This window comes from Chromobacterium sinusclupearum, assembly GCF_002902845.1.
Classification (GTDB): domain Bacteria; phylum Pseudomonadota; class Gammaproteobacteria; order Burkholderiales; family Chromobacteriaceae; genus Chromobacterium; species Chromobacterium sinusclupearum.
Window position 1 is genome coordinate 124918 of record NZ_PPTF01000073.1, and the last position, 22892, is coordinate 147809.

20 protein-coding genes are annotated in these 22892 nt (G+C 63.1%); 7 read left to right on the forward strand and 13 right to left on the reverse strand.

Annotated features, from left to right (window positions below; translation table 11 throughout):
- Positions 1-39: 39 nt before the first annotated feature.
- The 3 genes from aroK to C2134_RS16250 all read left to right on the forward strand — a co-directional run bounded on the left by aroK (position 40) and on the right by C2134_RS16250 (position 2165).
- Positions 40-597, forward strand: a complete 558-nt coding sequence (gene aroK / locus C2134_RS16240; RefSeq protein ID WP_103321167.1) for a shikimate kinase AroK — start codon at positions 40-42, stop codon at positions 595-597.
- Entirely contained in the window at positions 594-1673 is a 1080-nt protein-coding gene (aroB, locus tag C2134_RS16245; RefSeq protein WP_103321168.1) for a 3-dehydroquinate synthase, read from the forward strand. The genes aroK and aroB overlap by 4 nt, the downstream gene beginning before the upstream one ends.
- 111 nt (positions 1674-1784) lie before the next feature.
- Entirely contained in the window at positions 1785-2165 is a 381-nt protein-coding gene (locus C2134_RS16250; RefSeq protein WP_233163907.1) for a type IV pilus assembly protein FimV, read from the forward strand.
- Between the two features lie 67 nt (positions 2166-2232).
- On the opposite strand, the gene msbA is transcribed toward C2134_RS16250, so the two are convergent.
- From msbA to cysG, 10 genes are all read right to left on the reverse strand, one after another.
- On the reverse strand, positions 2233-3990 hold the full coding sequence (gene msbA, locus C2134_RS16255; RefSeq protein WP_103321169.1) for a lipid A export permease/ATP-binding protein MsbA: 1758 nt from the start codon (positions 3988-3990) through the stop codon (positions 2233-2235).
- Positions 3987-5096, reverse strand: a complete 1110-nt coding sequence (locus C2134_RS16260; RefSeq protein WP_103321170.1) for a glycosyltransferase family 4 protein — start codon at positions 5094-5096, stop codon at positions 3987-3989. The genes msbA and C2134_RS16260 overlap by 4 nt, the downstream gene beginning before the upstream one ends.
- On the reverse strand, positions 5093-6352 hold the full coding sequence (locus tag C2134_RS16265) for an O-antigen ligase family protein (RefSeq protein ID WP_158248790.1): 1260 nt from the start codon (positions 6350-6352) through the stop codon (positions 5093-5095). Before C2134_RS16265 ends, C2134_RS16260 begins: the two co-directional genes overlap by 4 nt.
- Positions 6353-6375: 23 nt before the next feature.
- Positions 6376-7395: a glycosyltransferase family 9 protein gene (locus C2134_RS16270; RefSeq protein ID WP_158248791.1), complete on the reverse strand. Its 1020-nt coding sequence runs from the start codon at positions 7393-7395 to the stop codon at positions 6376-6378.
- A 104-nt stretch (positions 7396-7499) separates the two neighbouring features.
- Positions 7500-8651, reverse strand: a complete 1152-nt coding sequence (locus C2134_RS16275; protein ID WP_103321173.1) for a glycosyltransferase family 4 protein — start codon at positions 8649-8651, stop codon at positions 7500-7502.
- Complete coding sequence (gene rfaQ / locus C2134_RS16280; RefSeq protein ID WP_103321174.1) at positions 8648-9730, reverse strand: putative lipopolysaccharide heptosyltransferase III; 1083 nt, start codon at positions 9728-9730, stop codon at positions 8648-8650. The genes C2134_RS16275 and rfaQ overlap by 4 nt, the downstream gene beginning before the upstream one ends.
- A 17-nt stretch (positions 9731-9747) precedes the next feature.
- A complete protein-coding gene (gene ptsP, locus C2134_RS16285) occupies positions 9748-11487 on the reverse strand; it encodes a phosphoenolpyruvate--protein phosphotransferase (RefSeq protein ID WP_103321175.1) in 1740 nt (579 codons plus the stop codon).
- 114 nt (positions 11488-11601) lie between these two features.
- The gene (locus C2134_RS16290) at positions 11602-11871 is read right to left on the reverse strand and encodes an HPr family phosphocarrier protein (protein ID WP_103321176.1); all 270 of its coding nucleotides are present in this window, start codon (positions 11869-11871) and stop codon (positions 11602-11604) included.
- Entirely contained in the window at positions 11858-12265 is a 408-nt protein-coding gene (locus tag C2134_RS16295; RefSeq protein WP_043629499.1) for a PTS sugar transporter subunit IIA, read from the reverse strand. Before C2134_RS16295 ends, C2134_RS16290 begins: the two co-directional genes overlap by 14 nt.
- A gap of 93 nt (positions 12266-12358) precedes the next feature.
- Positions 12359-13771 carry a siroheme synthase CysG gene (gene cysG / locus C2134_RS16300; protein WP_103321177.1) on the reverse strand — a complete coding sequence of 471 codons (1413 nt, stop codon included), beginning with the start codon at positions 13769-13771 and terminating at the stop codon, positions 12359-12361.
- 196 nt (positions 13772-13967) lie between these two features.
- Between cysG and C2134_RS16305 the strand changes: the two genes are divergently transcribed.
- Positions 13968-15908, forward strand: a complete 1941-nt coding sequence (locus C2134_RS16305) for a sensor domain-containing diguanylate cyclase (RefSeq protein WP_158248792.1) — start codon at positions 13968-13970, stop codon at positions 15906-15908.
- 31 nt (positions 15909-15939) lie between these two features.
- Complete coding sequence (locus tag C2134_RS16310; protein ID WP_103321179.1) at positions 15940-16743, forward strand: DUF3025 domain-containing protein; 804 nt, start codon at positions 15940-15942, stop codon at positions 16741-16743.
- On the opposite strand, the gene C2134_RS16315 is transcribed toward C2134_RS16310, so the two are convergent.
- Positions 16695-17903: a YihY family inner membrane protein gene (locus C2134_RS16315; protein ID WP_103321180.1), complete on the reverse strand. Its 1209-nt coding sequence runs from the start codon at positions 17901-17903 to the stop codon at positions 16695-16697. The two genes, C2134_RS16310 and C2134_RS16315, sit on opposite strands and share 49 nt — an antisense overlap.
- Before the next feature lie 92 nt (positions 17904-17995).
- Between C2134_RS16315 and wrbA the strand changes: the two genes are divergently transcribed.
- Positions 17996-18592: an NAD(P)H:quinone oxidoreductase gene (gene wrbA, locus C2134_RS16320; RefSeq protein ID WP_103321181.1), complete on the forward strand. Its 597-nt coding sequence runs from the start codon at positions 17996-17998 to the stop codon at positions 18590-18592.
- Between the two features lie 194 nt (positions 18593-18786).
- Entirely contained in the window at positions 18787-19779 is a 993-nt protein-coding gene (locus C2134_RS16325; RefSeq protein WP_103321182.1) for an NADP-dependent oxidoreductase, read from the forward strand.
- A 62-nt stretch (positions 19780-19841) separates the two neighbouring features.
- On the opposite strand, the gene C2134_RS16330 is transcribed toward C2134_RS16325, so the two are convergent.
- Together C2134_RS16330 and C2134_RS16335 are read right to left on the reverse strand one after the other, a co-directional pair.
- Entirely contained in the window at positions 19842-21743 is a 1902-nt protein-coding gene (locus C2134_RS16330) for a phenylacetate--CoA ligase family protein (protein WP_103321183.1), read from the reverse strand.
- Positions 21740-22867, reverse strand: coding sequence for an ATP-grasp domain-containing protein (locus C2134_RS16335; protein ID WP_233196482.1), 1128 nt, complete (start codon positions 22865-22867; stop codon positions 21740-21742). The genes C2134_RS16330 and C2134_RS16335 overlap by 4 nt, the downstream gene beginning before the upstream one ends.
- Between the last annotated feature and the right edge of the window lie 25 nt (positions 22868-22892).

Below are 22892 nucleotides of genomic sequence, written 5' to 3' on the forward strand. Positions count from 1 at the left end.
CCGCCGGCTACGAGACAGAGCCGGCGGCTATCGGCTACAATGCCTGCCATGGAGAAACTGGCAGGCAATTTTTTTCTGGTTGGCCTGATGGGCGCGGGCAAGACCACCGTCGGCCGCGCCTTGGCGCGCCGCACCGGCAAGACGTTCTACGACTCCGACCAGGAGATCGAAGCGCGCACCGGCGTGCGCGTGGCCACCATCTTCGACATCGAAGGCGAACAACGCTTCCGCAATCGCGAATCCTGCGTGATCCGCGATCTGGCCCAGCAACGCGACATTGTGCTGGCCACCGGCGGCGGCGCCGTGCTGCGCGAGGAAAACCGTCGGGTGCTGGCCTCCTATGGCACCGTGATCTACCTGCGCGCCACCATCGATGACCTGTTGTTGCGCACCCAGCACGACAAGAACCGCCCGCTGCTGCAGATCGCCGACCCGCGCGGCAAGCTGGAAAGCCTGTTCAACGAGCGCGATCCGCTGTACCGCGAGATTGCCGACATCGTGGTCGACACCACACAACAAAACGTCAATCTGTTGGTCAGCCATCTGATCGAACAGCTGTACGTCTACCAACATCCCCGACAAGGAAGCTCAGAGTGATCACCCTCGACCTGATCCTGCCCGATACCCGATATCCGATACACATTGGCCACGGACTGCTGGAACAGGTCGATCTCTTGCTTCCTCATCTGCCCATTCCCAAAGCGGCCATCGTCAGCAACGAAACCGTCGCCCCGCTCTACCTCGACCGCCTGCAAGCGGCGCTGGAGGCGCGCGGCGTGAGCTGCCTGAGCGTGGTGCTGCCGGACGGCGAGGCGCATAAGGATTGGCGGACGCTTAACCGCATCTTCGACGCCTTGCTGTCCGGCAACGCCGAACGCAAGACCACGCTGATCGCCCTGGGCGGCGGCGTGATCGGCGACATGACCGGCTTTGCCGCCGCCTGCTACCAGCGCGGCGCGCCTTTCATCCAGATTCCCACCACCCTGCTGGCCCAGGTGGACTCGTCGGTCGGCGGCAAGACCGCGATCAACCATCCGCAGGGCAAGAACATGATAGGCGCCTTCTATCAGCCGCAGGCGGTGATCGCCGACATGGACCTGCTGGCCACGCTGCCAGACCGCGAGTTGTCGGCCGGCCTGGCCGAAGTCATCAAATACGGCCTGTTGGGCGACGCCGACTTCCTGGCCTGGCTGGAAACCAATATGCCGGCGCTGCGCGCCCGAGACGGGGCCGCGCTGCAATATGCGGTGAAGCGCAGCTGCGAGATGAAGGCCGCCATCGTCGGCGAGGATGAGAAAGAACACGGCGTGCGCGCGCTGCTGAACCTGGGCCATACCTTCGGCCACGCCATCGAGGCCGGACTGGGTTACGGCGCTTGGCTGCACGGCGAGGCCGTCGCCGCCGGCATGGTGCTGGCCGCCGCGGCCTCGGCCCAGCTGGGCTGGATCGCTCAGGAAGACGTAGAACGCGTGCGCCGGCTGGTGGCAGCGGCCGGCCTGCCTACACAAGCTCCCAAGATGCCGCTGGAGCAGTGGCTGCAGTTGATGGCGCACGACAAAAAAGTGGAGTCCGGCACCATACGCTTCATCTTATTGCGCAAACTGGGCCAGGCTGTGATACAACCGGGTCTGGATGCCTCATTGCTGGATCGCGTCCTGCGGGCAAACAGCTGATTTTCCAGGCTGTCCGGGCGGCTACGAAATAATACGGATTGCGCGCCGCCCTCCTCATCAGAATAATCAACAGACTACATAAGATGTTGTACCACGAGGGGGAGAAACAAAATGGATGTCTTTTCGGCATTGGCCTGCAGCTTGGCCCTGATGCTCGTCTACTATACGCTGCGCCATTTCTGGCGCCGTCTTCGTTACGTCAAACCCGCGCGCCGCGGCATTGATCCAATAGGGGAAGCCGAAGTGTATCTGGCCTATGGCCGCACCCGGGAAGCTGTGCGCGTGCTCAAGGATTCGCTGCGCGACGATCCCAACAATCTCCACGCCAAGGTGACCCTGCTGCGCGCCTACTCCAGCGCCCGCGACAGCGAAGCCTACGTGATGCTGGCGCGGGACGTGCAGGCGCAGGTGCAAGGCCAACCGGTTTGGCGCACCATCCAGGAAAACGGCCGCGAACTGGCGCCGCAGGAACCATTGTTTGCCAAGATGTAAGCCTTGTCTGGTTGGCAAGCAAAAGGGCCGCAGACGCGGCCCTTTGTCATTTCACGCGCTTCTCACGCTACTCCGGCTGCGGCTCGCTGAACTGCAGGCTGTACAGCTTGGCATACAAACCGCCCTTGGCCAGCAGCTCGTCATGCCGCCCCTGCTCGGCCAACCGGCCCTGATGCATCACGACGATGCGATCGGCGTTTTCAATGGTGGACAACCGGTGGGCGATGACGATGGTGGTGCGGTTTTGCATCAGATTTTCCAAGGCCGCCTGCACCAGCCGTTCCGACTGGGTATCCAAGGCCGAAGTCGCCTCGTCCAGAATCAGCAGCGGCGCATTCTTCAGCAAGGCGCGGGCAATCGCCAGCCGCTGGCGCTGGCCGCCTGACAAACGCGTGCCATTCTCGCCGATGATGGTGTCCAGGCCTTCCGGCAAGGCTTCGATGAACTCCAGGGCATTGGCGGCGCGCGCGGCCTCGATGATAGCTTCGCGCGAAGCATTCTCTTTGCCGTAAGCGATATTGGCCGCCACGGTATCGTTGAACAGCTCCACCTGCTGGCTGACCAGGGCAATATGCTCCCGCAGCTGCCGCAGCGGAATATCGGTCAGCGCCACGCCATCCAACAGCAAACGGCCGGCAGACGGCTCGTAGAACCGCGGCACCAGACTCGCCAGCGTGGTTTTGCCGCTGCCGGACGTCCCGACCAGCGCCACCGTTTCGCCCGGCTGAATCGCCAGGTCGATGCCATATAGCGCCGGACTATCCGCATTGGCGTAAGTGAAATTGACCGCATCGAAACTCAGCTGGCCGCGAATCACAGGCAAGGCATGGGAGCCATGATCCGGCTCGCCCGGCTCATCGATGAAGGCGAACACCGACTCCGCCGCCGCCAAGCCGCGCTGCAGCGCCTGCGATACGCTGGAAATCCGCTTGACCGGGGCGAACAGGCCCAGCATGGCCGTCAGGAACACCATGAAGTCGCCGGCCGTCAGGGCGCCATGCTGTGCCCGCAGTCCGGCAAAGTACAAGATAGCCGCCAGCGCGCAGGCGATCATCAATTGGGTGACGCCGGTATTGGCGGCGCTGGCCGCGGTTTGCTTGATCTGATTGCGCCGCACCGATCCCGCCGTATGGTCGAAGCGCGCCATCTCGCGCTGATCGCCGCCATACACTTTGATGGCGCGCTGGCACTGAATGCTCTCCGCCAACACCTGGGTCATCTGCGCCATATGCTGCTGATTCTGGCGCGCCAAGCCGCGCAAGCGCTGCCCCACCAGCTTCATGCAGTAGGTTACCGCCGGCAACACCACCAGACAGATCAGCGTCAGTTGCCAGTCCGTCGTCAGCATCAAGCCCAGCATGGCCAGCGCCGTCACGCCATCGCGCACCGTGACGGTAATCACATTGAAACCGGCCTCGGTCACCTGATTGACATCATTGGTGATGCGGGACATCAGCCGGCCGGTCTGGTTCTCGTCATAATAATGCGCCGGCAGACGCACCAGCTTGGCGAACATCTGCTGCCGCAAGGTCTGCACCAGATGGCCGGTCAGCCAACTGGCCGTGTACTCATTGACGAAGCCGGCCACGCCGCGTATCAGGTAGATGCCGATAATCGCCAGCGGTACCCACATGATCACATGTGGATCCTTGTTGACGAAGCCGCCATCGATCAGCGGCTTGAGCAGCTTGGCGACAGCAGGCTCGGTCAGCGCCGCCACCGTCATCGACAGCATCGACAGCAGCAGGATTTTCCAATAGCCCAGCAGATAACCCAACAGTCGGCGGTAAATAGCCCAACTGTCCTTGAAACCATGTTTCGTCATGTCTGTCCTTGCGACGGAGACGCCAGCCCCGCCAATTCCAATATGCTTCGCAAATTATGTTCCGGCGCGAAGCGGGCGCGCACATCGGCTCGGCCGGCTTGCGCCATCCGCCGCATCCGCTCCGGATCGCTCAAGGCCTGATCCAGCACGCGCGCCCAGGCATCGATATCGCCCGGCGCCGCCAGCAAACCCGTTTCGCCATCCCGCACCGTTTCCGGAATGCCGCCGGTACGGCTGACGACCACCGGCACGCCCAGCCCCAGAGCCTCGATTTGAGACATGCCCAAGGGCTCGTAACTAGACGGCATGACCACCAGGTCGGCGCGCGCCAGCACGGCTGCAACCGGGCTGACCATGCCGGCCAGCAAGACCCTAGACTGCAGACCCAGCCGCTCGATTTCCGCGACGATACGCTCGCGCTCCCCGCCCTCGCCAGCGATCACATAACGCACATTGGGCCAGCGCTCGCGCAAGGCATGCAAAGCGGCCAGCAGGGTCATATGCCCCTTCTCGCCACGCAGCATAGCCGCATGCGCCAGCACCGGCCCCTCGCCGGCAGCCAGCCATGCCTCCACCGCTGTTGGCAAAGGCTTAGCCATGTTTTCGTCCAGCTCGGCGAAGTCGATGCCGGGGTAGACCACATGCAAACGCTCCGCATGTATTTCCGGATTATCCAGCAGGCAGTCCTTCAAATAACGGCTGGGCAGCATAGTCGCATCAACCAACTGGTTATATGACCAAGCTGACGGTGAACCAGGCTGATAGGTGCGGGAGCGAAGCAGGAAAGGCCGCTGTCGCAGCAAGCGAGCCGCGATCGAAAGATTGTTGCTGTCGTGGCCACTGTGGCAAATCGCCAGCCGTGGCTTATGTTTAGCCATCCAGCTGCGCAAACGCAGGATAGTGGGTAGGTGCGCGCTATTGCGAAAACGCAATGGCAGCACCTCCAGTCCCTTGCCAAGCGCGACCTCCTCAACCCGGCTGCCAGGGCGGCAAGCCAGCATCGGCCGAAAACCGCGCTCTGCCAACATGGCCATTTGCTGCATCAATTGCAACTCCTGGCCTCCGACGTTGGGAGAGGACTCGGTGAACAGGATGTAGTCGCTCATCGCCCTGCCAGCTCCTGCCGCCTGGCCAGAATAATCGCGGCAAACACTACGACAAAGGTACCGTAGAAAGCCGTCTGCGATACGATCCAGAAATAGGTGTCCATCAGGCCGGCGACAAACTGACCCACAACCACGATGGAACCGCCGGTAGCGGCAAAACGTAGCAGAGCATCATCAGCCCGCAGCAAGGGAAAGAACAGGGCCGCCGGAACCGCGAATATCAACAAGCCGAGAATCAAGCCCGGCAAACCCATTTCGACGCCGAAGTTCAACAACTCGCCATGCGGGTGCGGCGCGGCGTTGATGATGACGGGAGCCTTGCCTTGTTTGATTCGTGCATTGACCTCGTCGTAATAGCCCTGCTTGCCGACACCGGTCAAGGGATGATCTGCAATGATGTCGCGCGCCACGCGCCACATTTCCAAACGCAAGCCCATGGAGGTGTTCTGATTCTGCTTATAAACACGCAGATCATTTAAACCTTCATCGATCCTGCTATGCAATTTATTTGGTGTGATCATCACCGACGAGGCTGTAGCAGCCAAGATCACCGCCAGCATCACAAATATCCGCCCAATACGCCAGCGCGTGACTCCCAGCATCATGACAATCAATAGCGGCGGCACGATCAGGAAAGGCGCTCGCGAACCGGAATAATAACCGGCGAGCAATCCTGCCAGCAGCCCACCAATACAGAGCAGCCATTGAAGCTTGCGCGATAAGTCTGTCCAGCCCACAATAGGCAGGCTGAGCGAGAGAAAACCCAGCATCACCGAAAAAACTCCGAATGGAATCGGGTTGCTAAATTGGTTCCAGCCTCGAGTAACATCAAGACCATACGCATATACTGCCACATGGGTACTGACATACCCCCAAACCATCACCCCCAGCGCCCCCAGCCATACTCCCCAACATGCAGTGGCGAGACGCCGCGCCGGCAATCTCTTCAGCGCAAACAGGCACAATGCGGCCAGGAAGAAACGCGTTGGCGCATCCAACGCTTTGTGTCCCACAAATGACATGCCTGCAGCCAGCTGCAATACCGTAACCAGCAGCGAGGCCGATAACACGATGAACAAGGCCCAAGTCCAACGGTCGCCGCGCGCATCTTTCAGCAGCGGCAGAGAGAACAAAGTCATCAGAAACAGGAAAATATTCGCACCGCCCTTCATCGTCATGCCGGTTACGCCGAACAGGAAAACGCACAATAGCAGCGGCCATTGCAAACGGCTTTGCCACGGTTTCAACTCATTCACTCCATTCCCCATTCCGCTCACAGCTATTTCCAATTTCGAATCACATTTATCAAGGCGGCTCGCACCTCTGCAGCTAGTATGGCATCCATGCACTGGGGCATGGCGCAACATCCCACGGCATCGCCCGCCTGCCGGAAACAACGCAATGCCCAATCCACTTCACGGTAATGCACGCTTCGCTGGTTGCGGCACGGAAACAACGCGGGCCCGACGCCAAGGCATGCCTGCCCGGCAAAGAAGCGGCTGGCGCCAAACAAGATCTCGCTGCCCGGACCGAACAGCATGATCAGAGGGCAGCCCGCTACTTTGGCCAGATGGGCGATGCCGGTATCTGGACACACGCACGCCAGCGCACTTGCCAGTACGGCGCGCAGTTGCGGCAAGGACAGATTGCCGGCCATCGTCAGCTCGTTTTCCTGCGGCCCGACCTCGTCCAGCAAGTATTGCTCGCCAGGCCCGCAAGACCAGACAACTGTCGCCCCCTGGCAACGGACCTCGTCTGCCACTTGACGCCAGGATGCCGCCGGCCAGAAACGGGTGGCGGAACTCGCGCCGACATGCAGCACCACATAGCGTTCAGGTAGTGTCGGCGTGGTCACTGTGCCCAATGGCCAATCTTCCAGCCGGAACGGACGGGGATCGGGTCCGTCCACCAAGCGGGCTGCGGTATCGGTCCAGGCTTCCGGCTGATCGGCATAGGGTATCGCCTCATCCACCAGCCAGTTCTTGTAAGTCGGCGTCTCTCCAGCAAAACCGACGATCCAGCGCGCGCCGATGGCGCGAGCCAGGAAGCTGAGTCGGTTCTCACCCATCAGATAAACGATGTCGAAACGCGGTTCTGCTAATAGCCTGCGTATTGAAGCAAAGTCTCGCAGATGCCAGGGAAAAGTCTGGATGCCGTAGGGGCGGCTGTCGTATAGCGCAGCCTGCCCAGGCGGGCAGGCCAATACGATCTCGGCCTCAGGAAAGCGCTCGCGCGCCTTGGCCAGCAGGCTGGTCGCCATCAAAGCGTCGCCCAGCAAAAACTGATGCAGGATCAACACCCTGCTCACCGCATCGGACCTAGGTTTGCGGCGCAACCACTGCCATGGCAAACGGCACAGCAATGCAGCGAAAATCAGCAACCGGCCGGGAAAACGTCCCGGCCTCATGTCAAAGACCTCATCTTCGTTTCCGCCAGCAAACGCTGATACAAGGCCAGCATCTGCCCAACCATATTTTCTTCGCTCAGATCCCGCACGCACGCGCGCGCTTGCGTTCCCATCTCATCCCAGCGCTCCCGCGCCGCCAACCACAGACCCACATTACGCTGCCATTGCTCGGCATCGCCTGCCGGCGCGATCCAACCCGTTTCACCAGCCTTCAGCAGCTCGGCGCCGCCACAGCGGGTACTGGTCAACACGGGCAGGCCACAGGCCATGGCCTCCACCACCACCGAGCCAAACGGCTCGTACAGAGTAGGCAGAATGAAGCCGTCAGCCATGCCGTAAAAGCTGCGCACGTCGCGCTGTGGGCCGGTGAAGTGCACGCGGTTTGCCACGCCCATGCTTTCCGCCAATTGCTGGTAGCGAGGCAGTTTCTTATCACCTCCCACCACCATCAGCTGCACATCCGGGTGCGGCGCGATGGCGCGCATTGCCTGCGCGACCCCTTTGCGCTCGAAGCCCGAGCCAACATAGACCAGCAACGGCGCATCCTGATCAATGCCGTATTGTTCGCGCAGCTCGCCGCGCCGCGCCCGGGCGTCAGCAGGGTTGAAAAACGCGCTGTCCACACCGTTGTAGATCACTACGCAATGTTGCGGCGGCACGCCGAAACGGCGCGTCACATCGTCGCGCACCAGTTCGGAATTGCAGATCACCGCGCGCAGCGCCGGATGACGGAACATCGCCCGCTCGGTGCGCAGCATGTAGTGATGATAGGGATTGCAGAACGTTGCCAGCCGAGCGAACCACCCACGCCCCTCTAGCCGAGCCTCCAGCCAGGCCGCGTGCACGCCGTCGCCGGCGCGGAAAATGTCGCAGCCGGGTATGCGTTCATGCGACTGCACCAGATCCGCCTGCTTTTCTCGCCAAACCTGCCGCGCGGCGCGAGCGAAGCTCCAGTCGCGCCAGACGCTGCCCAGATAGAACGGTTTGACGCGGACGGCCTCAACGCAGTCCAACGACTCCCAATTGCGGGTGATCAGCATCGGGCGCAGTGCATCACTATTGTGCAACTGGCGCAGGATGGCGCTGACGATACGTTCGGCGCCGCCAGCCGGATTATACTTTTGGCGGACAATAGCCAGCCGCCTCATTGCGTTTCCTTCAACACGGCATCCACCGCTGCCAGCACGCGCTCAAGCGGAATCCGCTGCAGACATTCGCTTTGCCAGCCGCCACCGCAGCCGGCGTTGCCGCAGGGACGGCAGGGCACCGGTTCGCTGACTATGCGATGCGGCACCTGCCACGGTCCCCACTCAATGTCGCCGGATGGACCGAACAGCGCCACGCAAGGCGTCTTCATCGCAGAGGCGATGTGCATCGGCACGGAGTCAACGCCGATATACAGCCGTGCATGGTCTATCGCGGCTGCCAGCTCTTTGAGGGAAAGCAGCCCCGCCAGGCTGGCCACTGGTCGCGCCAACCGTTTCTCGATCTCGGCCATCATCGCCAGCTCTTCGCCGCTGGGCGCGGCGGACAACACCACCTGTTCGCCTCGGGCGCTCAAGGCGTCGATCAGCGCCGCCATCTTTTCTTCCGGCCAACTCTTGAACGACCAGCGCGAGGTCGGATGCACCAGGATGTAACGTCCGGGCTGCAAGCCGCGCTCAGCCAGCTTGGCGGCCAGCGTGGCCTCGGCGTTGGCGCCCGGAACCAAGGTCAGCCCGCGTTGCTCGGCCGCCGGATAGACGCCGATGCGGCGCAGCGCGTCCAGATGGATCTCGATGGTGTGGCGCCGGTTGCCCGGCACTTGCAGATAACGGTGGCTGAAACTCTTCTTGAAGAAGCGGCCATACGGACCGGACGGCCCCACCGACCAGCGCGGTTTCAGCCAACGGGCGAGCCAGGCGCCGCGGTTGTGCTCGGTCAGCGTGATCACCAGGTCGTAGCGACGCGCCTTCAACCGAGAAAACAGGCCCCATTCGGCGCGCAACTGGCCCAGCAGCCCCAGCTGCTTCCAGCCGCGGTCTATGGTATGCAGTTCGCTGATGGCGGGGTGCAGGCTCAACATCTCGCGGGTGTCGTGGTAGACCAGCGCGTCGATTTCCAGCTGCGGCGCCGCCGCCTGCAACGCGGAAAACACCGGCGAGGTCAGCAGCACGTCGCCGTGGTGGCGCAGCTTGATCACCAGCGCGCGGCGCGCGTCGGACAGGGCTATAGGATCGTTCAGCATCGATTAAAAAAGCCGGGTCATTCGCCCGGCTCTGCATTCAGCAGTTGCAACAAATCCGCTATTTTATCAGGATCTTCCGATCTGAGCATGCGCGCCGCAATCGGCGCGATTTCGTCCAGGTGGCTGGTCAGCACCTGCTGCTTCACCGACAACAGATTGGCCGGATGCATCGAGAACTTGCGCAGGCCCATGCCCAGCAGCAGCCGGGTCAGCTTGGCGTCGCCCGCCATCTCGCCGCATACCGAAACCGGCACATTGGCCTTGATGCCGCACTTGATGGTGTGCAGGATCAGCTTCAGTACCGCCGGATGCACCGGGTCGTACAGGTGGCTGACCGTGTCGTCGTTGCGATCGATCGCCAGCGTGTACTGGATCAGGTCGTTGGTGCCGATGGACAGGAAATCAACGTGCTTGGTGAAGCTGCCGGCCACCAGCGCGGCCGACGGGATCTCGATCATCGCGCCCACTTCGATGTCGTCTGCGTAGCCTATGCCCTCGTCGCGCAATTCCTCCTTGGCGTATTCGAACTGCGCCAAGGCCTGCTTCAGTTCCGGCAGGGAGTTCACCATCGGGAACAGCACGCGGATCCTGCCGTGCACCGAGGCGCGCAGCAAGGCGCGCAGCTGGGCGCGGAACATCAGCGGCTCGGCCAGGCACAGCCGGATGCCGGTCAGTCCCAGCGCCGGATTGTCGGCCTGATCGTGGGTCAGCCATTTCGGGCTCTTGTCGGCGCCCAGGTCCATGGTGCGGATGGTGACCGGCATGCCCTTCATCGCCGCCGCCACATGGCGGTAGGCTTCGAATTGCTCGTCCTCGGTCGGCAGGGTATCGCGGCCCAGGAACAGGAATTCGCTGCGGAACAGGCCGATGCCGACCGCGCCGGACTCGCGCACGTCGTCCACGTCCTGCGGCCGCTCGATATTGGCCAGCAGTTCGATCACCGAGCCGTCGCGGGTGACGGCGCTGGACTTGCGGATCGACGACAGCTTGCGCCGCGCGCCACGCCAGGCGCGCAAGCGGCGGCGGTATTCGGTCAGCACCAGCGCGTCCGGGTTGATGATCACCACGCCCTGCTGGCCGTCGACGATGATCATCTCGTCCTGGCGGATCAGCTCGCGGCCGTGATGCAAGGCGATCACCGACGGCAAATCCAGGCTGCGGCCCAGAATGGCGGTATGCGAGGTGGCGCCGCCGACATCGGTGATGAAGGCGGCGAAGTTGGAATCCTTGAAATAAACCATGTCGGCTGGCGACAGGTCGTGCGCCACCAGGATGTGGTCTTCCACCAGATCCTCCGGCGCCGGCAACTGCGGCGCGTCGCCGTCCAGATTGGTGAAAATGCGCTCGACCACCTGCAGCACGTCGTTTTTGCGCTCGCGCAGGTAGTCTTCCTCGATCGCGTCGAACTGCTCGATCAGATGGTCGCACTGCAGCTTCAACGCCCATTCGGCGTTGCAGCGCTGTTTCTCGATGATCTCGCGCGGCTCGCGCGAGATGGTGACATCGCCCAGCAGCATGATGTGCAGCGACAGGAAAGCGCCCAGCTCCGCCGGCGCGTTCTCCGGGATGCTGCCCCACAGCATCTCCAGCTCCTTGCGGGTGGCCCGCACCGCCTCGTCAAAACGCAGTTTTTCCGCCGGGACCTCGTCGTCCTCCAGCAGATAGTGCGCCACATCGTCCATGCTGCGCGATATCAGGTGGGCCCGGCCGATGGCGATGCCCCCGCCAATGGCCACCCCGTGCAGGATGATGCTCATTGCCCCTCCCCAGGCGGGCCGTGTTTTTGTCGCTATGCCCGCCATGACCTCCGCCGCATATTGCGGCGACTCCCTGAAAGGCCGGGGAAAAGCCGGCCCCCGCCCGCTCGCGCCTTATTCCGCCTCGTCGAAGCGGTTGTTGATCAGCGCGACCAGCGCTTCCAGCGCCTGTTGCTCATCCTCGCCGCTGACCTCCAGCTCCACCTTGGCGCCCTTGGCCGCCGCCAGCATCATGACGCCCATGATGCTCTTGCCGTTGACGCGGCGGCTGTTGCGGGCGATGAAGATATCGCTCTTGTAACGACTGGCCAGCTGGGTGAACTTGCTGGACGCGCGCGCGTGCAGTCCCAGCTTGTTGATGATTTCCACTTCAGATCGCAGCATTTCCTTCCCCCGGAATAATGTAAAGCACGCCTTCCAGCCCGCCGGTGATCGCCTTGCTGACCACGATCTCCAGCGGCTGGCTGCTATAGCACAACGCCCGCACCAGCATAGGCAGGTTGACGCCCGCCACCGCCTCCACGCGGCCAGGCCGGATCAGCCTGCTGGCGATATTGGAGGGCGTGCCGCCGTACATATCGGTCAGCACCACCACGCCGTCGCCCTGCTCCAGTCCGTCCACCAGGCCTTGCGCCTCGCCCAGCTTGCGTTCCGGGTCTTCCGTCTTGTCCACGGTCATGACCGCCAGGTTTTCCGGCTCCCGGCCCAGAATGTGTCTGGCGCAATCCGCCAGGCACCGTCCCAGGTCTCCATGTGCAATTATCAGAACACCTACCATGCCTGAGTCTTCGAGTTGGTGCGGCCGGACCAGCCCGCCGCGTTGATGAGCAAAGCTCGAACTCGCGCGGGCCAGGCCCACGCATCCGCGAGATCAATCTTCCTGAATTGTAACAGCTGAATTCTCGCTGCGGCGGTACCAGGCCAGCTTGTCCGCCAATTCCACCACTTCACCCACGATGATCAAGGCCGGCGACGCGATGCCGTGCGAGGCCATCAGACCGGGCAAAGTCGATAAAGTGCCGCACACCGTGCGCTGTCTTTCCGTAGTGGCCCATTCCACCGCCGCCGCCGGCGTCTCCGCGCCGCGGCCATGCGCGATGAAAGCCTGGCACAACTCCGCCGCCGTCGAGACCCCCATATATACCACCACGGTCTGCTGCGGCCGGGTCAGCGCGGGCCAATCCAGCTGAATGGTGCCGTCTTGCTTGTGTCCGGTAACGAAGGTGACAGACTGCGCGTAGTCGCGGTGCGTCAGCGGAATGCCGGCGTAAGCCGCCGCGCCGCTGGCCGAGGTGATGCCGGGCACCACTTCGAACGGAATGCCCTGCTCCGCCAGCGTGGCGATTTCCTCGCCGCCGCGGCCGAAGGTGAACGGATCGCCGCCCTTCAGCCGCAACACTCTTTTACCCTGCTTGGCCAGGGTCACCATCAACTGGTTGATGTCATCCTGCGGCAGGGCATGATTGGCGCGCGCCTTGCCCACGTAGACGCGCTCGGCGTCGCGCCGCACCAGGTTCAGCAGCCCCGGCGCCACCAGTTTGTCGTACAGCACCACGTCGGCCTGCTGCATCAGCCGCAGCGCGCGGAAGGTCAACAGATCCGGATTGCCCGGCCCGGCCCCCACCAGATAGACCGCGCCGGCGCGATCCGCGCCGCCGGCGGCGATGCGCGCTTCCATTTCGGCCCGCGCCGCCGCCTCGTCGCCGTTCATCACCGCGTCGGCCAGCGGTCCTTCCAGCACCGTTTCCCAGAAGCGGCGGCGGGCGTCGACGTCGGGGAAACGCGCCTTGACCGCGTCGCGGAACGAGGCGCCGAAACGCGCCAGCCGGCCGTAACCGGCCGGAATCAGGCTTTCCAGCCGCGCGCGGATGGAGCGCGCCAGCACCGGCACGCTGCCGCCGCTGGCCACCGCCACCATCAACGGCGAGCGGTCTATGATGGCCGGGCTGATGTAGCGCGAAGCCGCGGGATCATCCACCACATTCACCAGGATGCCGCGCGCCTCGGCGTCGGCCGCTACCTGATGGTTGACGGCCCGGTCATCGGTGGCGACCACCACCAGACGCTGGCCGTCCAGCTGCTCCGCGGCATAGCGCGCCGCCAGATGCGTCAGTTCGCCCTCGCTGGCCAACTGCGCCAGCTCCGGCGCCAGTTCCGGCGCCACCACTTGCAGCCGGGCGCCGGCCGCCAGCAGCAGGCGCGCCTTGCGCAAGGCGACCTCCCCGCCGCCCACCACTAAGCAGGGCTGCTGCCGCAGTTTCAAAAAGATCGGAAAGAATTCCATTTCACGCTCCATGCCCGGTAGACTCACCACCCAGTCCAGACCGGTCTTGCGCCATATAGGCGCCGCAATTGTATGCGTTCAAGCATACTGCATTTGTTGCGTAAATACGACGCTAGCCAAGCGGGATGAGCGACCCGTCAGGGGCAAGCGGCCGGTCGGTGTCAAAATTCACGTTTCGCTTTTCCGGATGGTTCAGTTGCAAAGCCGTTTGATTCTCTTCCTGAGCCGAGCCGGCCTGGCCTTACCCTGGTGCGGACCGTTGCCCGCAGGGGCCGCCTCCACCACGCCCAGCGGCTTCGCCGAAACCGGCTGGCTGCTGGCCGCCATCGCCACCGGCTTGTGGCTGTACGGCCTGATGCGGCAGCGCCGCGCGCGCGGCACGCTGCAGGACGCTTGCCTGGGCCTGCTGGAATTCCATCTGCCGCGCCAGCATGTGCGCAGCCGGGCGCAATCGCTGCAGCGGCTGCTGGGCATGCCCGCCCATACCCAGGACATGGATTTTGGCCGCTGGCTGGGCCTGCTGCACCCAGAAGACCGCCCTCGCTTCGCCCAATTGCTGGCCACGCCGCCACAAGCGCCGGAAGCCAATTACGAGGTGCGCATCCGCCATCACAGCGGACATTGGGAATGGCTGGAAATCACCTGGCGCCCCGGCTGGCGCAGCGGCCGCGTGCAGAAGCTGACCGCCCTGTGCCGCGTCGCGACTGCGCGCAAGCACCACGAAGCGGCGATGATCCGCCGCGAGCAGCAGTTCCGCACCCTGGTGGACAATTCCGAGGACATCGTCGCCCGCTATGATCTGGAACTGCGCTGCCTGTTCATCAACCGCAGCGTCAGCCGCTATTTCCCCCTGCCGCTGGAAGAACACCTGGGCAAGACGCCGCGCGAAAAAGGCTGGAACGAAGACGCCAGCAGCCGCTTCGAACATGAGTGCCGTCAACTCATCAATACCTGGGAAGCGCGCAATTTCGAGCTGGAGCTGAACAACGGCCCCAACCGCCATATCTTCGAAATCCGCCTGTTTCCGGAATTCGACAGCGCCGGCATGCTGAAAACCATCCTCTCCGTGGACCGCGAAGTCACGTCCAGCCGCCAGGGCGAAAAGCTGCTGGCCGAGGAAAACGCCGTGCTGGAAATGATCGCCGGCAACCACCCGCTGCCGCAGACGCTGAACCAGATCTGCCAGATGATGGAGTCGCAGCAGCCCAATGGCATGTGCAGCATCATGCTGCTGGACGATGACGGCCAGTCGCTGCGCTTCGCCGCCGGGCTCAGCCTGCCCGCCGCCTACCGCAAGCTGATAGACCGCGTGGAAATCGGCCCCAGCGTCGGCTCCTGCGGCACCTCGGCGCACTGGAAGCGCACCATCGTGGTGGACGACATCTTCAACAGCCCGCTGTGGCAACACGCGCAGGATAAGGTGCGTCCATTCGACCTGCGCGCCTGCTGGTCCACGCCCATTTTCTCCAGCGACCGTCGCCTGCTCGGCACTTTCGCCACCTATTACCGCGAACCGCGCAGCCCCACGCCGGAGGAACTGGCGCTGGCCCACCGCAGCACCCACATCATCGCCATCGCGCTGCAGCGCCACGGCCATGAGAAACAGCTGTTCCGGCTGGCCACGCAGGACAGCCTGACCGAGCTGAACAACCGCCGCCAGTTCATCGAGCTGGCCGACCGCGAGCTGGAGCGTTGCCGGCGCCACCAGGGTCCGCTGACGGTGATGATGATGGACCTCGATCATTTCAAGCAGATCAACGACCACCACGGCCACGCCGTGGGCGACGTGGTGATCCGCCACTTCGCCGACCTGTGCCGGGAGACCCTGCGCGCCTGCGACCTGTGCGGCCGGCTGGGCGGCGAGGAGTTCGCAGCGCTGCTGCCGGACACAGGCATCGACGACGCGCGGCTGGTGGCGGAACGGCTGCGCGCGGCCGTGGCGGCGGCCAAGCTGCCGGCAGACGGCGGCACGCTGTCCTTCACCGTCAGCATCGGCGTGGCGCAGCGCTTGCCGGACGAGAACGATATCGACGAAGTGCTCAGCCGCGCCGACAAACTGCTGTACCAGGCCAAGCGCGAGGGGCGCAACCGCGTCTTTGCCGACGGCGCTGCGCCGCCTGAGGCGGTTTCCGGCTAGAATGGCGCCCTTTGCCGCTCCCGCCTGATCCATGAACCGCTGGCATACCGATTACCTCGCCCACCCGCTCTATCAGCCGGTGCGCCGCTTCGTCCCGGCCTGGCCGACGTGGCCGCGGCAAGCCGATTTCGACGACCTGCTGGCCGCTGCGCGAGACGGCGGCGCGCCCCTGCCCGACGCGCTGCGCTTCGTCTGCGCGCTGGAGCCCGAGGCCTATTACGAAATGCATATCGGCGCCACCGGCGAGGTGCCCACCCGTCCGCAAAACTGGCATGACTGGTTCAACGCGCTGGCGTGGCTGGCCTGGCCGCGCGCCAAGGCGGCGCTGAACCGCCGCCATGTGCGGGCCATCGCCCGCGGCGAGACCCGGCGCGGGCCGCTGCGCGACGCGGCCACGCTGCTGGACGAATGCGGCGTGATCGTGGCCACCGCCGATCCGGCGCTGGGCCAGGCGCTGGACGATATGCGCTGGCAGGAATTGTTCATCGCGCGCCGCGCCGACTGGGGCCGCCGCATCGCGGCGTTCACGCTGGGCCATGCGGTCATGGAGATGGGATTGACGCCGCACATCGGCTGGTGCGGCAAGGCGCTGATTCTGGACGTCACGCCGGACTTCTTCGCGCGGGACGAGGCCACCCAGTTGCGCCAGCTGGATGCCATGCTGGCGGCCAGGCTGGACGACGACGCCTTCCTTCCCCGCCCGCGCGCGCTGTGCCCGCTGCCCTTGCTGGGCATACCGGGCTGGTGGCCGGACAATGAAGATCCGGCCTTCTACGACAATACCGCTTACTTCTGCCCCACGCGCCGGGCGAAATCCGCCACCGTCTCCGCCTGAAGCCCGTCGGTCATCGGCCCTAGCAGCTCGGCCAGCGCCCTGCCCAGCGCATCGTCGCGCTCGCTTTCGCGGCGATAGACAAACAGCTCGAACAACTCGGCCAGATGAATGGCCGACGCCCGCTTCATCAACACCCAGGCGTCGCCACCGCCCTTCTGCACATAGCCATTTTGCGCCAGCCTATCCAGCACCAGGCCCAATTCGTCGTAGCCGACCTTGATCTCGCGGCGCAATTGCGGCGGCGTCATCGCCTCGCCGCGCACCTGCGCGGCATCCAGCAGCAGCAGCACTTCCACCGCGTCCAGGAAACGGCGGTGCGGCTCGTTGCGCCGCCGCCAGGCCTCGCCCTCCCAATACGACAGCGCCGAGGTGAACACCGCGCCGGCCAGCACCACCAGCCACAGGCAATACACCCACAGCAGAAAGATCGGAATACTGGCGAAAGCGCCGTACACCAGCTGGTAGTTGGCCACCTGGCCGATGTAGAAGCCGAAACCGGCCTTGGTGGCCTCCAGCAGCAGCGAAGTGGCCAACGCCCCCGCCACCGCATGGCGGAACGGCACGAAGCGGTTGGGCACGATGCGGTACAGCAGCGACAACACCAGCGCGGTCAGCACGATGGTGCCGCCCACTTCCACCACGCCGGCCAATAACGGCAGGTTCTTCTCGAAGCGGGTCACCCGGAACAGCCAGCGCCACGACAGCAGGCTGCCGCCCAGCACCAGCGGCCCCAGCGTCAGCACCGTCCAGTACACCATGCTCTGCTGCAGCCAGGGCCGGCCGCGGCGCACGCCCCAAATGGCGTTGAAGGTCCGTTCGATGGTGGACATCAGCATCAGCGCGGTGACGCCCAGCATCACAATGCCGGCGGCGGTGAGTTTTTCCGCATTGTCGGCAAACTGCCGCATGTAGACGGTAATCACCTTGCCGGCGAATTCCGGCACCAGCGTCGACAACAGCATGATCTTGAAGCGGGTGCTGTAATCGGAAAACACCGGAAACGCCGAAATCACCGTCAGCGCGATGGTGAACAGCGGCACCAGCGCCAGCAGCGTGGTGAAAGTCAGGCTGCCCGACACCTGCAGCACTCGCAGACAGCTCATGCGGCGGACGATGAAGCGGGCAAAGCTGAAATAGGGTTCGAATCGTTGAGCTTGCATGGGCGCAAAGGTAATGGCAAAGCACCGATGAGGCAAGCCGTGCCGCTTTGCCCTATCATGCGTCGGTTATCCGTGATTGCGAGGTTACCCCCATGCTAGACATCCTGGTCCTGTATTACAGCCAGCACGGCGCCACCCGCGAACTGGCCCGGCTGATCGCCCGCGGCGTGGACAGCGTGCCCGGCTGCCAGGCGCGGCTGCGCACCGTGCCCAAAATCTCCACCGTATGCGAAGCCGTGGCGCCGGGCATCCCGGAAGACGGCGCGCCGTATGTCGAGCGGCAGGACCTGGTGGATTGCGCCGGCCTGGCGCTGGGCAGCCCTACCCGCTTCGGCAATATGGCGTCGGCGATGAAATACTTCATCGACGGCACCGGCGGCGAATGGATGCAGGGCACGCTGGCGGGCAAGCCAGCCTGCGTGTTCACCAGCTCGGCCTCCCTGCACGGCGGCCAGGAATCGACGTTGCTGACCATGATGATCCCGCTGTTGCACCACGGCATGGTGATCGCCGGCCTGCCGTACTCCGAAGCGGCGCTAACCGCGACGCAAACCGGCGGCACGCCGTATGGCGTGAGTCATGTGGCAGGCATGGATGACAGGCAGCCGATCAGCGAGCATGAGAAGGCGCTGGCGATGGCGCAGGGAAAGCGGTTGGCGGAGTTGGCGGTGAAACTGGCAAAAAAATAGTGTCATGCCGCTACGCCGGATCCAGTATTTGGGTCTGCGAGAGGACAAATTCTTGGCGGACAACATAGCCAGCAGGCCGGTCTGCCGTCGGCATCCCGCCTGCGTACTCGCTGGAGGGAAATCATAACTTTCGGATCGAGAGCGAGACATTTTATGATATTGTTATATTTCATTAAAATGTGAAAGCCAACCGCATGAAGAGCTTGGAAATCCACCTAATTCGCCGCCCTACAGGCACGCCCACCGCCGATCTATTCGCTCTCGAAGAAGTTACGCTCCCCAAACTTCAAGCCGGCCAAGCACTGATTGAAAACCTGTACTTATCCGTCGACCCTTATATGCGGGAATGCATGGACTTAGAAGAGGAATGGCCATTGCATGCCCCGCTGGAGGGCCGCAGCATAGGCCGAGTCATCGATGCCGGCAGCAGCGGCCTGAATGTCGGCGAGCTGGTCTTTCATCGCGAAGGCTGGCGCAGCCATGCGGCCGTAGCACCCAACGAGCTGCGAATATTGAAAGAGTACCGCGGCGTCGACCCCAGCGCATTTTTGAGCATTCTCGGCGGTACCGGACTCACCGCCTATGTGGCGCTAACCCGAATCGCCAAACTGCAAGCCGGGGAAGATATTTTCGTCTCGGCGGCCGCAGGCGGCGTCGGCAGCGCGATCGCGCAGTTGGCGAGGCTGATGGGGGCCGGCCGCTTGATCGGCAGCACCGGCTCTGCCGCCAAGGTCCGCTACCTGACGGACACGCTAAACTATGACTTTGCCATTAACTACAACAGCCAAGATCTGTCCCAAGCTCTGGGAGAGGCTGCTCCGGAAGGCTTCGATATTTACATCGATAATGTCGGCGGCAAACACCAAGAGGCGGCGATCCGGCATATCCGCGAACATGGCCGCATCGCCTGGGTCGGCGCGGTGGGACAATACAACCATGCAGCGTCGCCTGAACTCGCGCGCAATCTCTACGACATCGTAGGCAAGAGCTTGCGGCTGGAAGGCTTTCTGGTGCGAAACTACCGCCACCTACAGGACGAACTGGAGGCCTTTGTCGTCCCACATCTGCAGTCGGGCCGGCTGCAGCCGCAACAGACCGTCCACGAAGGACTGGAGAATATGGCGCAAGCCTTTGTAGATATGCTGGCCGGATCGAATCAGGGCAAAATGCTGATCAAACTGGCCTGATGCAAAACGCCGCGCCTCGCCCCGGTCTCGGTGCGCAGCGCGGCTCTAGTCATGGCGTTTGCTCACACCCGGGTATCGATTACCGGCTTCACCTTGCCGCTGACGCTGTTGCGCGGCAGTTCTCCCTCTCCGAGCGACTCGACAATCACTTCCAGCTGGGCATGGATGTCGGCATCGCCGCGCAAGGTCTCGAAACACTCCAGCAGATGCCGGCGCATAGCGTCCGCGTCGGCACGCTGTGGCGACTCCGTGCGGAGGATCAGCGATTCGCTGTGCGCGACGCTCGCAATCTCAACTTGCAATAGAGAAACGCCAAACGGCTGTAATGACTCGAGCAGTTCACTGTAGAGCACCGTGTTGGTCTGAACCTTGATCAAGCCATCGCTGCGACCGATGTAGTCCAGCACTCGCCCCGACGCCCCGCATGAGCAGTCATGGTGGACGATGCGGCCGTAATCACCAATGCGGTAGCGGATCAGCGGACCTTCCTGCTTCTGCAGGCTGGTGATGAGGATATGGCCCGGCTGGCCATCCGGCAGCGGCTGGCCGTCGTCGTCGACGATCTCAAGCAGATTGTAATCGTCGCACAAATGATGAAGGCTGCCTTGCAAGTGGCCGCACTGGTAGCCGATCTGCGCGCCGTCGTTGGCCGCCAAAACGCTGGTGATGATTTGCGCGCCCAATTCTTCACGCAGCCATTGTTTATCCACCTCCGCCATCGGCGTGCCGCCGTAAAGTATTTTTTCCAGCCGCAACTGCGGACGATGCGCCTTGGCCTCGCGCAGCAAAGGCAGGATCAACGCGGGAATGCCGATGATAGCATTGGCCTGGAAGCAGTCGGTAAGCATCAGCAAAGTGTCCAGCGTAATCGCCTGGCCGGTGCTGTAGGTTTCCAGCGGCATACGCGAAAATTCGCAGATGGTTGTCGTGAGCCCTCCGTACATGGCACCGCCATACAGCGTATTGATCAGCCTATCCCCGCGCCGTAGTCCCAAGGAATAAAACAAGGGAATCGCTTCGCGGATCATATTGTTCCAGTCCGTCTGCGAATAAACGATATAACGCGGCTGGCTGGAAGTAGCGCCGCTGCGCAGCACCTCACCGCTGGGCGCTGCGCCGCTGCACAAATTTCGGCTGAATGGCAGCGACTGCGCCTCCAGCGCGGCCTTGTCCAGAATGGGCAATTCTCGCAAAGCGTACGCGCCCTGAATATCGGGCAAAGCCAGGTAATGCGGCGTGCGCTTGGCCCGTTGCACCAGATAGCGCAATTTCGCGTCCAGCCTCGCGCGCGACCCCGCCTCCCCTTGTTCAGCGCGCGCGCGCGCCAAGGTCACCCCGGGGCGGTGGCGGCGACGGTAAAGCTGGCCCAGCCACACATCGTGGCTATCCAGTTGCCAGACTCGGGACAAGCAATCCGCAGGCAACGCCTGCGCCACTCCGGCCAAAACCAATTGCCGCCCCTCCTCGCCGGCAGGCGCGGCGATCTCGCGCCAGCGATCGGCCAGAGACTCGCCCTCCAGGGCCAGAACCGGCACGCTCACCGCAACAGCCGGCGTCGCCGCAGCATCCGTCCCGGAATCGATGCGCGGCAATGGCCAACCTCCCGCGTTCAACAAACCGGCCAGCCCCTGCCAGAAAGCCGGCCGTTGGCTGCGGATGTATACTTCATTGCCGAAAGCAAGCGCCCAAATCAAGCCACGCAGCGTGCTGGCGGCCACTCCATCCTCCAGCAAGACGCGTCCAGCCGGCAACCATTCGGATACATCGTTGCTGTACGGATGGGCCTGAAATGGATATTGCGCGACGCCATCCAGCAAAGCATCTAGCGCGTCATGGAAGGCCGCGACATCCAGCAGCGGGTCGAGGTCTGTGAGTCGATGGCTGGCCAGCAAGCCTTCCCAATCTGGGCGCTGACGGTCGAGCGAGCCCAGCGCCAGCAGCAGATCGCTTGGGAAATAAATCATGTCGGTTTCCTGTTTATTTGGATGCGTTGCATGCAATCGCTAAGAAAAGCCGCCAGGGCCTGGGGGGTTTCTGCCGAGGCTTCAACAAATGCCGGCACCTGCCACTCGTGGTAAGTGATGTTCTGGTTCAGCGCTTGGCCGGCAGGCAGGGCGTGCAAGCGATCCAACCGGCGATCGGTAGCCAAGTCCTCTGGCACACGCAGATCCGCTTCGCCCTCTCCCAGATGATGGCCGGGAAAAACCAGCCAGCCATGAAAGCGGCCGCTGCCTGGTTGCGGCTGCGGTCTGGGTAGCCCAAGGCGGATGGCTATCTCATGGCTGGGCAAATGGATGCCGCCATGCCGCCAATGCGCGTCGACCACACCGGCCCCTCCCATTCGATTCGCCACTTCCAGAAAGATCAGCCGCTGATCAGTGGTTTCAAAAAACTCCAGATGCAAGCAACCGTCGCGTATGCCCAAAGCCTGCACTACATCGGCAGCAAAGGCGGAATGGCGTGGATCGGTAGGCAATTGATAGGAACCGAGCGGGCAGCCCTTGGCAAAGTCGACAGGCTTGTTGAGATAGCGGCTGACGGTCAGATCGATCAGTTGGCCAGCTTGCACCAAGCCATCCGCATGATGAATGCCACCCTCTATGTATTCCTCCAACTGCCAGTCGTCGCCATCTGGCAGCTCAGCAAACGCGGCCCAAGCCTGATCCAATTCAGGGTAAATCCTCACTCCCTCGCTGGAGGCGCCTTGCCGTGGTTTGAGCACAGTTCGGCCTTGCCAGTCCGGCGCGGACAGATCCGGCGCGGGAAAGAAACGCGGAAAGTCAATACCGGAACCCCGCAGCGCGGCTTTCATCTCTACCTTGTCACGCACGCGCTGCAGCATGGCGAGATCGTCCCCCGGCACCCCCAGATGCAGGCGTACCCGATGCGCCTGCAGAATGCCGAACTCCGACAAAGACAGCACCGCCTGGTAGCCATCCTGCGGCGAAGTCTGCCGGATGATGCCGTCGGCCAAGTCCTCATCGTCATTCAACAACAGGCGCTGCGCCCGCAATGAGCCGGGGAGCTCGGCCATCCGCGCCGGATAACCGATATACGTGATCTCATGTTGCTGATGATCCAGCCCCAAGTGGTATTGCATCTTAGGATAAGGC

Bases quoted from the DNA above. Each gene is read 5' to 3' on its own strand.
- aroK (WP_103321167.1), top strand. From the start codon at position 40: ATGCCTGCCATGGAGAAACTGGCAGGCAATTTTTTTCTGGTTGGCCTG.
- C2134_RS16250 (WP_233163907.1), top strand. From the start codon at position 1,785: ATGGATGTCTTTTCGGCATTGGCCTGCAGCTTGGCCCTGATGCTCGTC.
- msbA (WP_103321169.1), bottom strand. From the start codon at position 3,990: ATGACGAAACATGGTTTCAAGGACAGTTGGGCTATTTACCGCCGACTG.
- C2134_RS16260 (WP_103321170.1), bottom strand. From the start codon at position 5,096: ATGAGCGACTACATCCTGTTCACCGAGTCCTCTCCCAACGTCGGAGGC.
- C2134_RS16275 (WP_103321173.1), bottom strand. From the start codon at position 8,651: ATGAGGCGGCTGGCTATTGTCCGCCAAAAGTATAATCCGGCTGGCGGC.
- rfaQ (WP_103321174.1), bottom strand. From the start codon at position 9,730: ATGCTGAACGATCCTATAGCCCTGTCCGACGCGCGCCGCGCGCTGGTG.
- ptsP (WP_103321175.1), bottom strand. From the start codon at position 11,487: ATGAGCATCATCCTGCACGGGGTGGCCATTGGCGGGGGCATCGCCATC.
- C2134_RS16290 (WP_103321176.1), bottom strand. From the start codon at position 11,871: ATGCTGCGATCTGAAGTGGAAATCATCAACAAGCTGGGACTGCACGCG.
- C2134_RS16295 (WP_043629499.1), bottom strand. From the start codon at position 12,265: ATGGTAGGTGTTCTGATAATTGCACATGGAGACCTGGGACGGTGCCTG.
- cysG (WP_103321177.1), bottom strand. From the start codon at position 13,771: ATGGAATTCTTTCCGATCTTTTTGAAACTGCGGCAGCAGCCCTGCTTA.
- C2134_RS16310 (WP_103321179.1), top strand. From the start codon at position 15,940: ATGAACCGCTGGCATACCGATTACCTCGCCCACCCGCTCTATCAGCCG.
- C2134_RS16315 (WP_103321180.1), bottom strand. From the start codon at position 17,903: ATGCAAGCTCAACGATTCGAACCCTATTTCAGCTTTGCCCGCTTCATC.
- wrbA (WP_103321181.1), top strand. From the start codon at position 17,996: ATGCTAGACATCCTGGTCCTGTATTACAGCCAGCACGGCGCCACCCGC.
- C2134_RS16325 (WP_103321182.1), top strand. From the start codon at position 18,787: ATGAAGAGCTTGGAAATCCACCTAATTCGCCGCCCTACAGGCACGCCC.
- C2134_RS16330 (WP_103321183.1), bottom strand. From the start codon at position 21,743: ATGATTTATTTCCCAAGCGATCTGCTGCTGGCGCTGGGCTCGCTCGAC.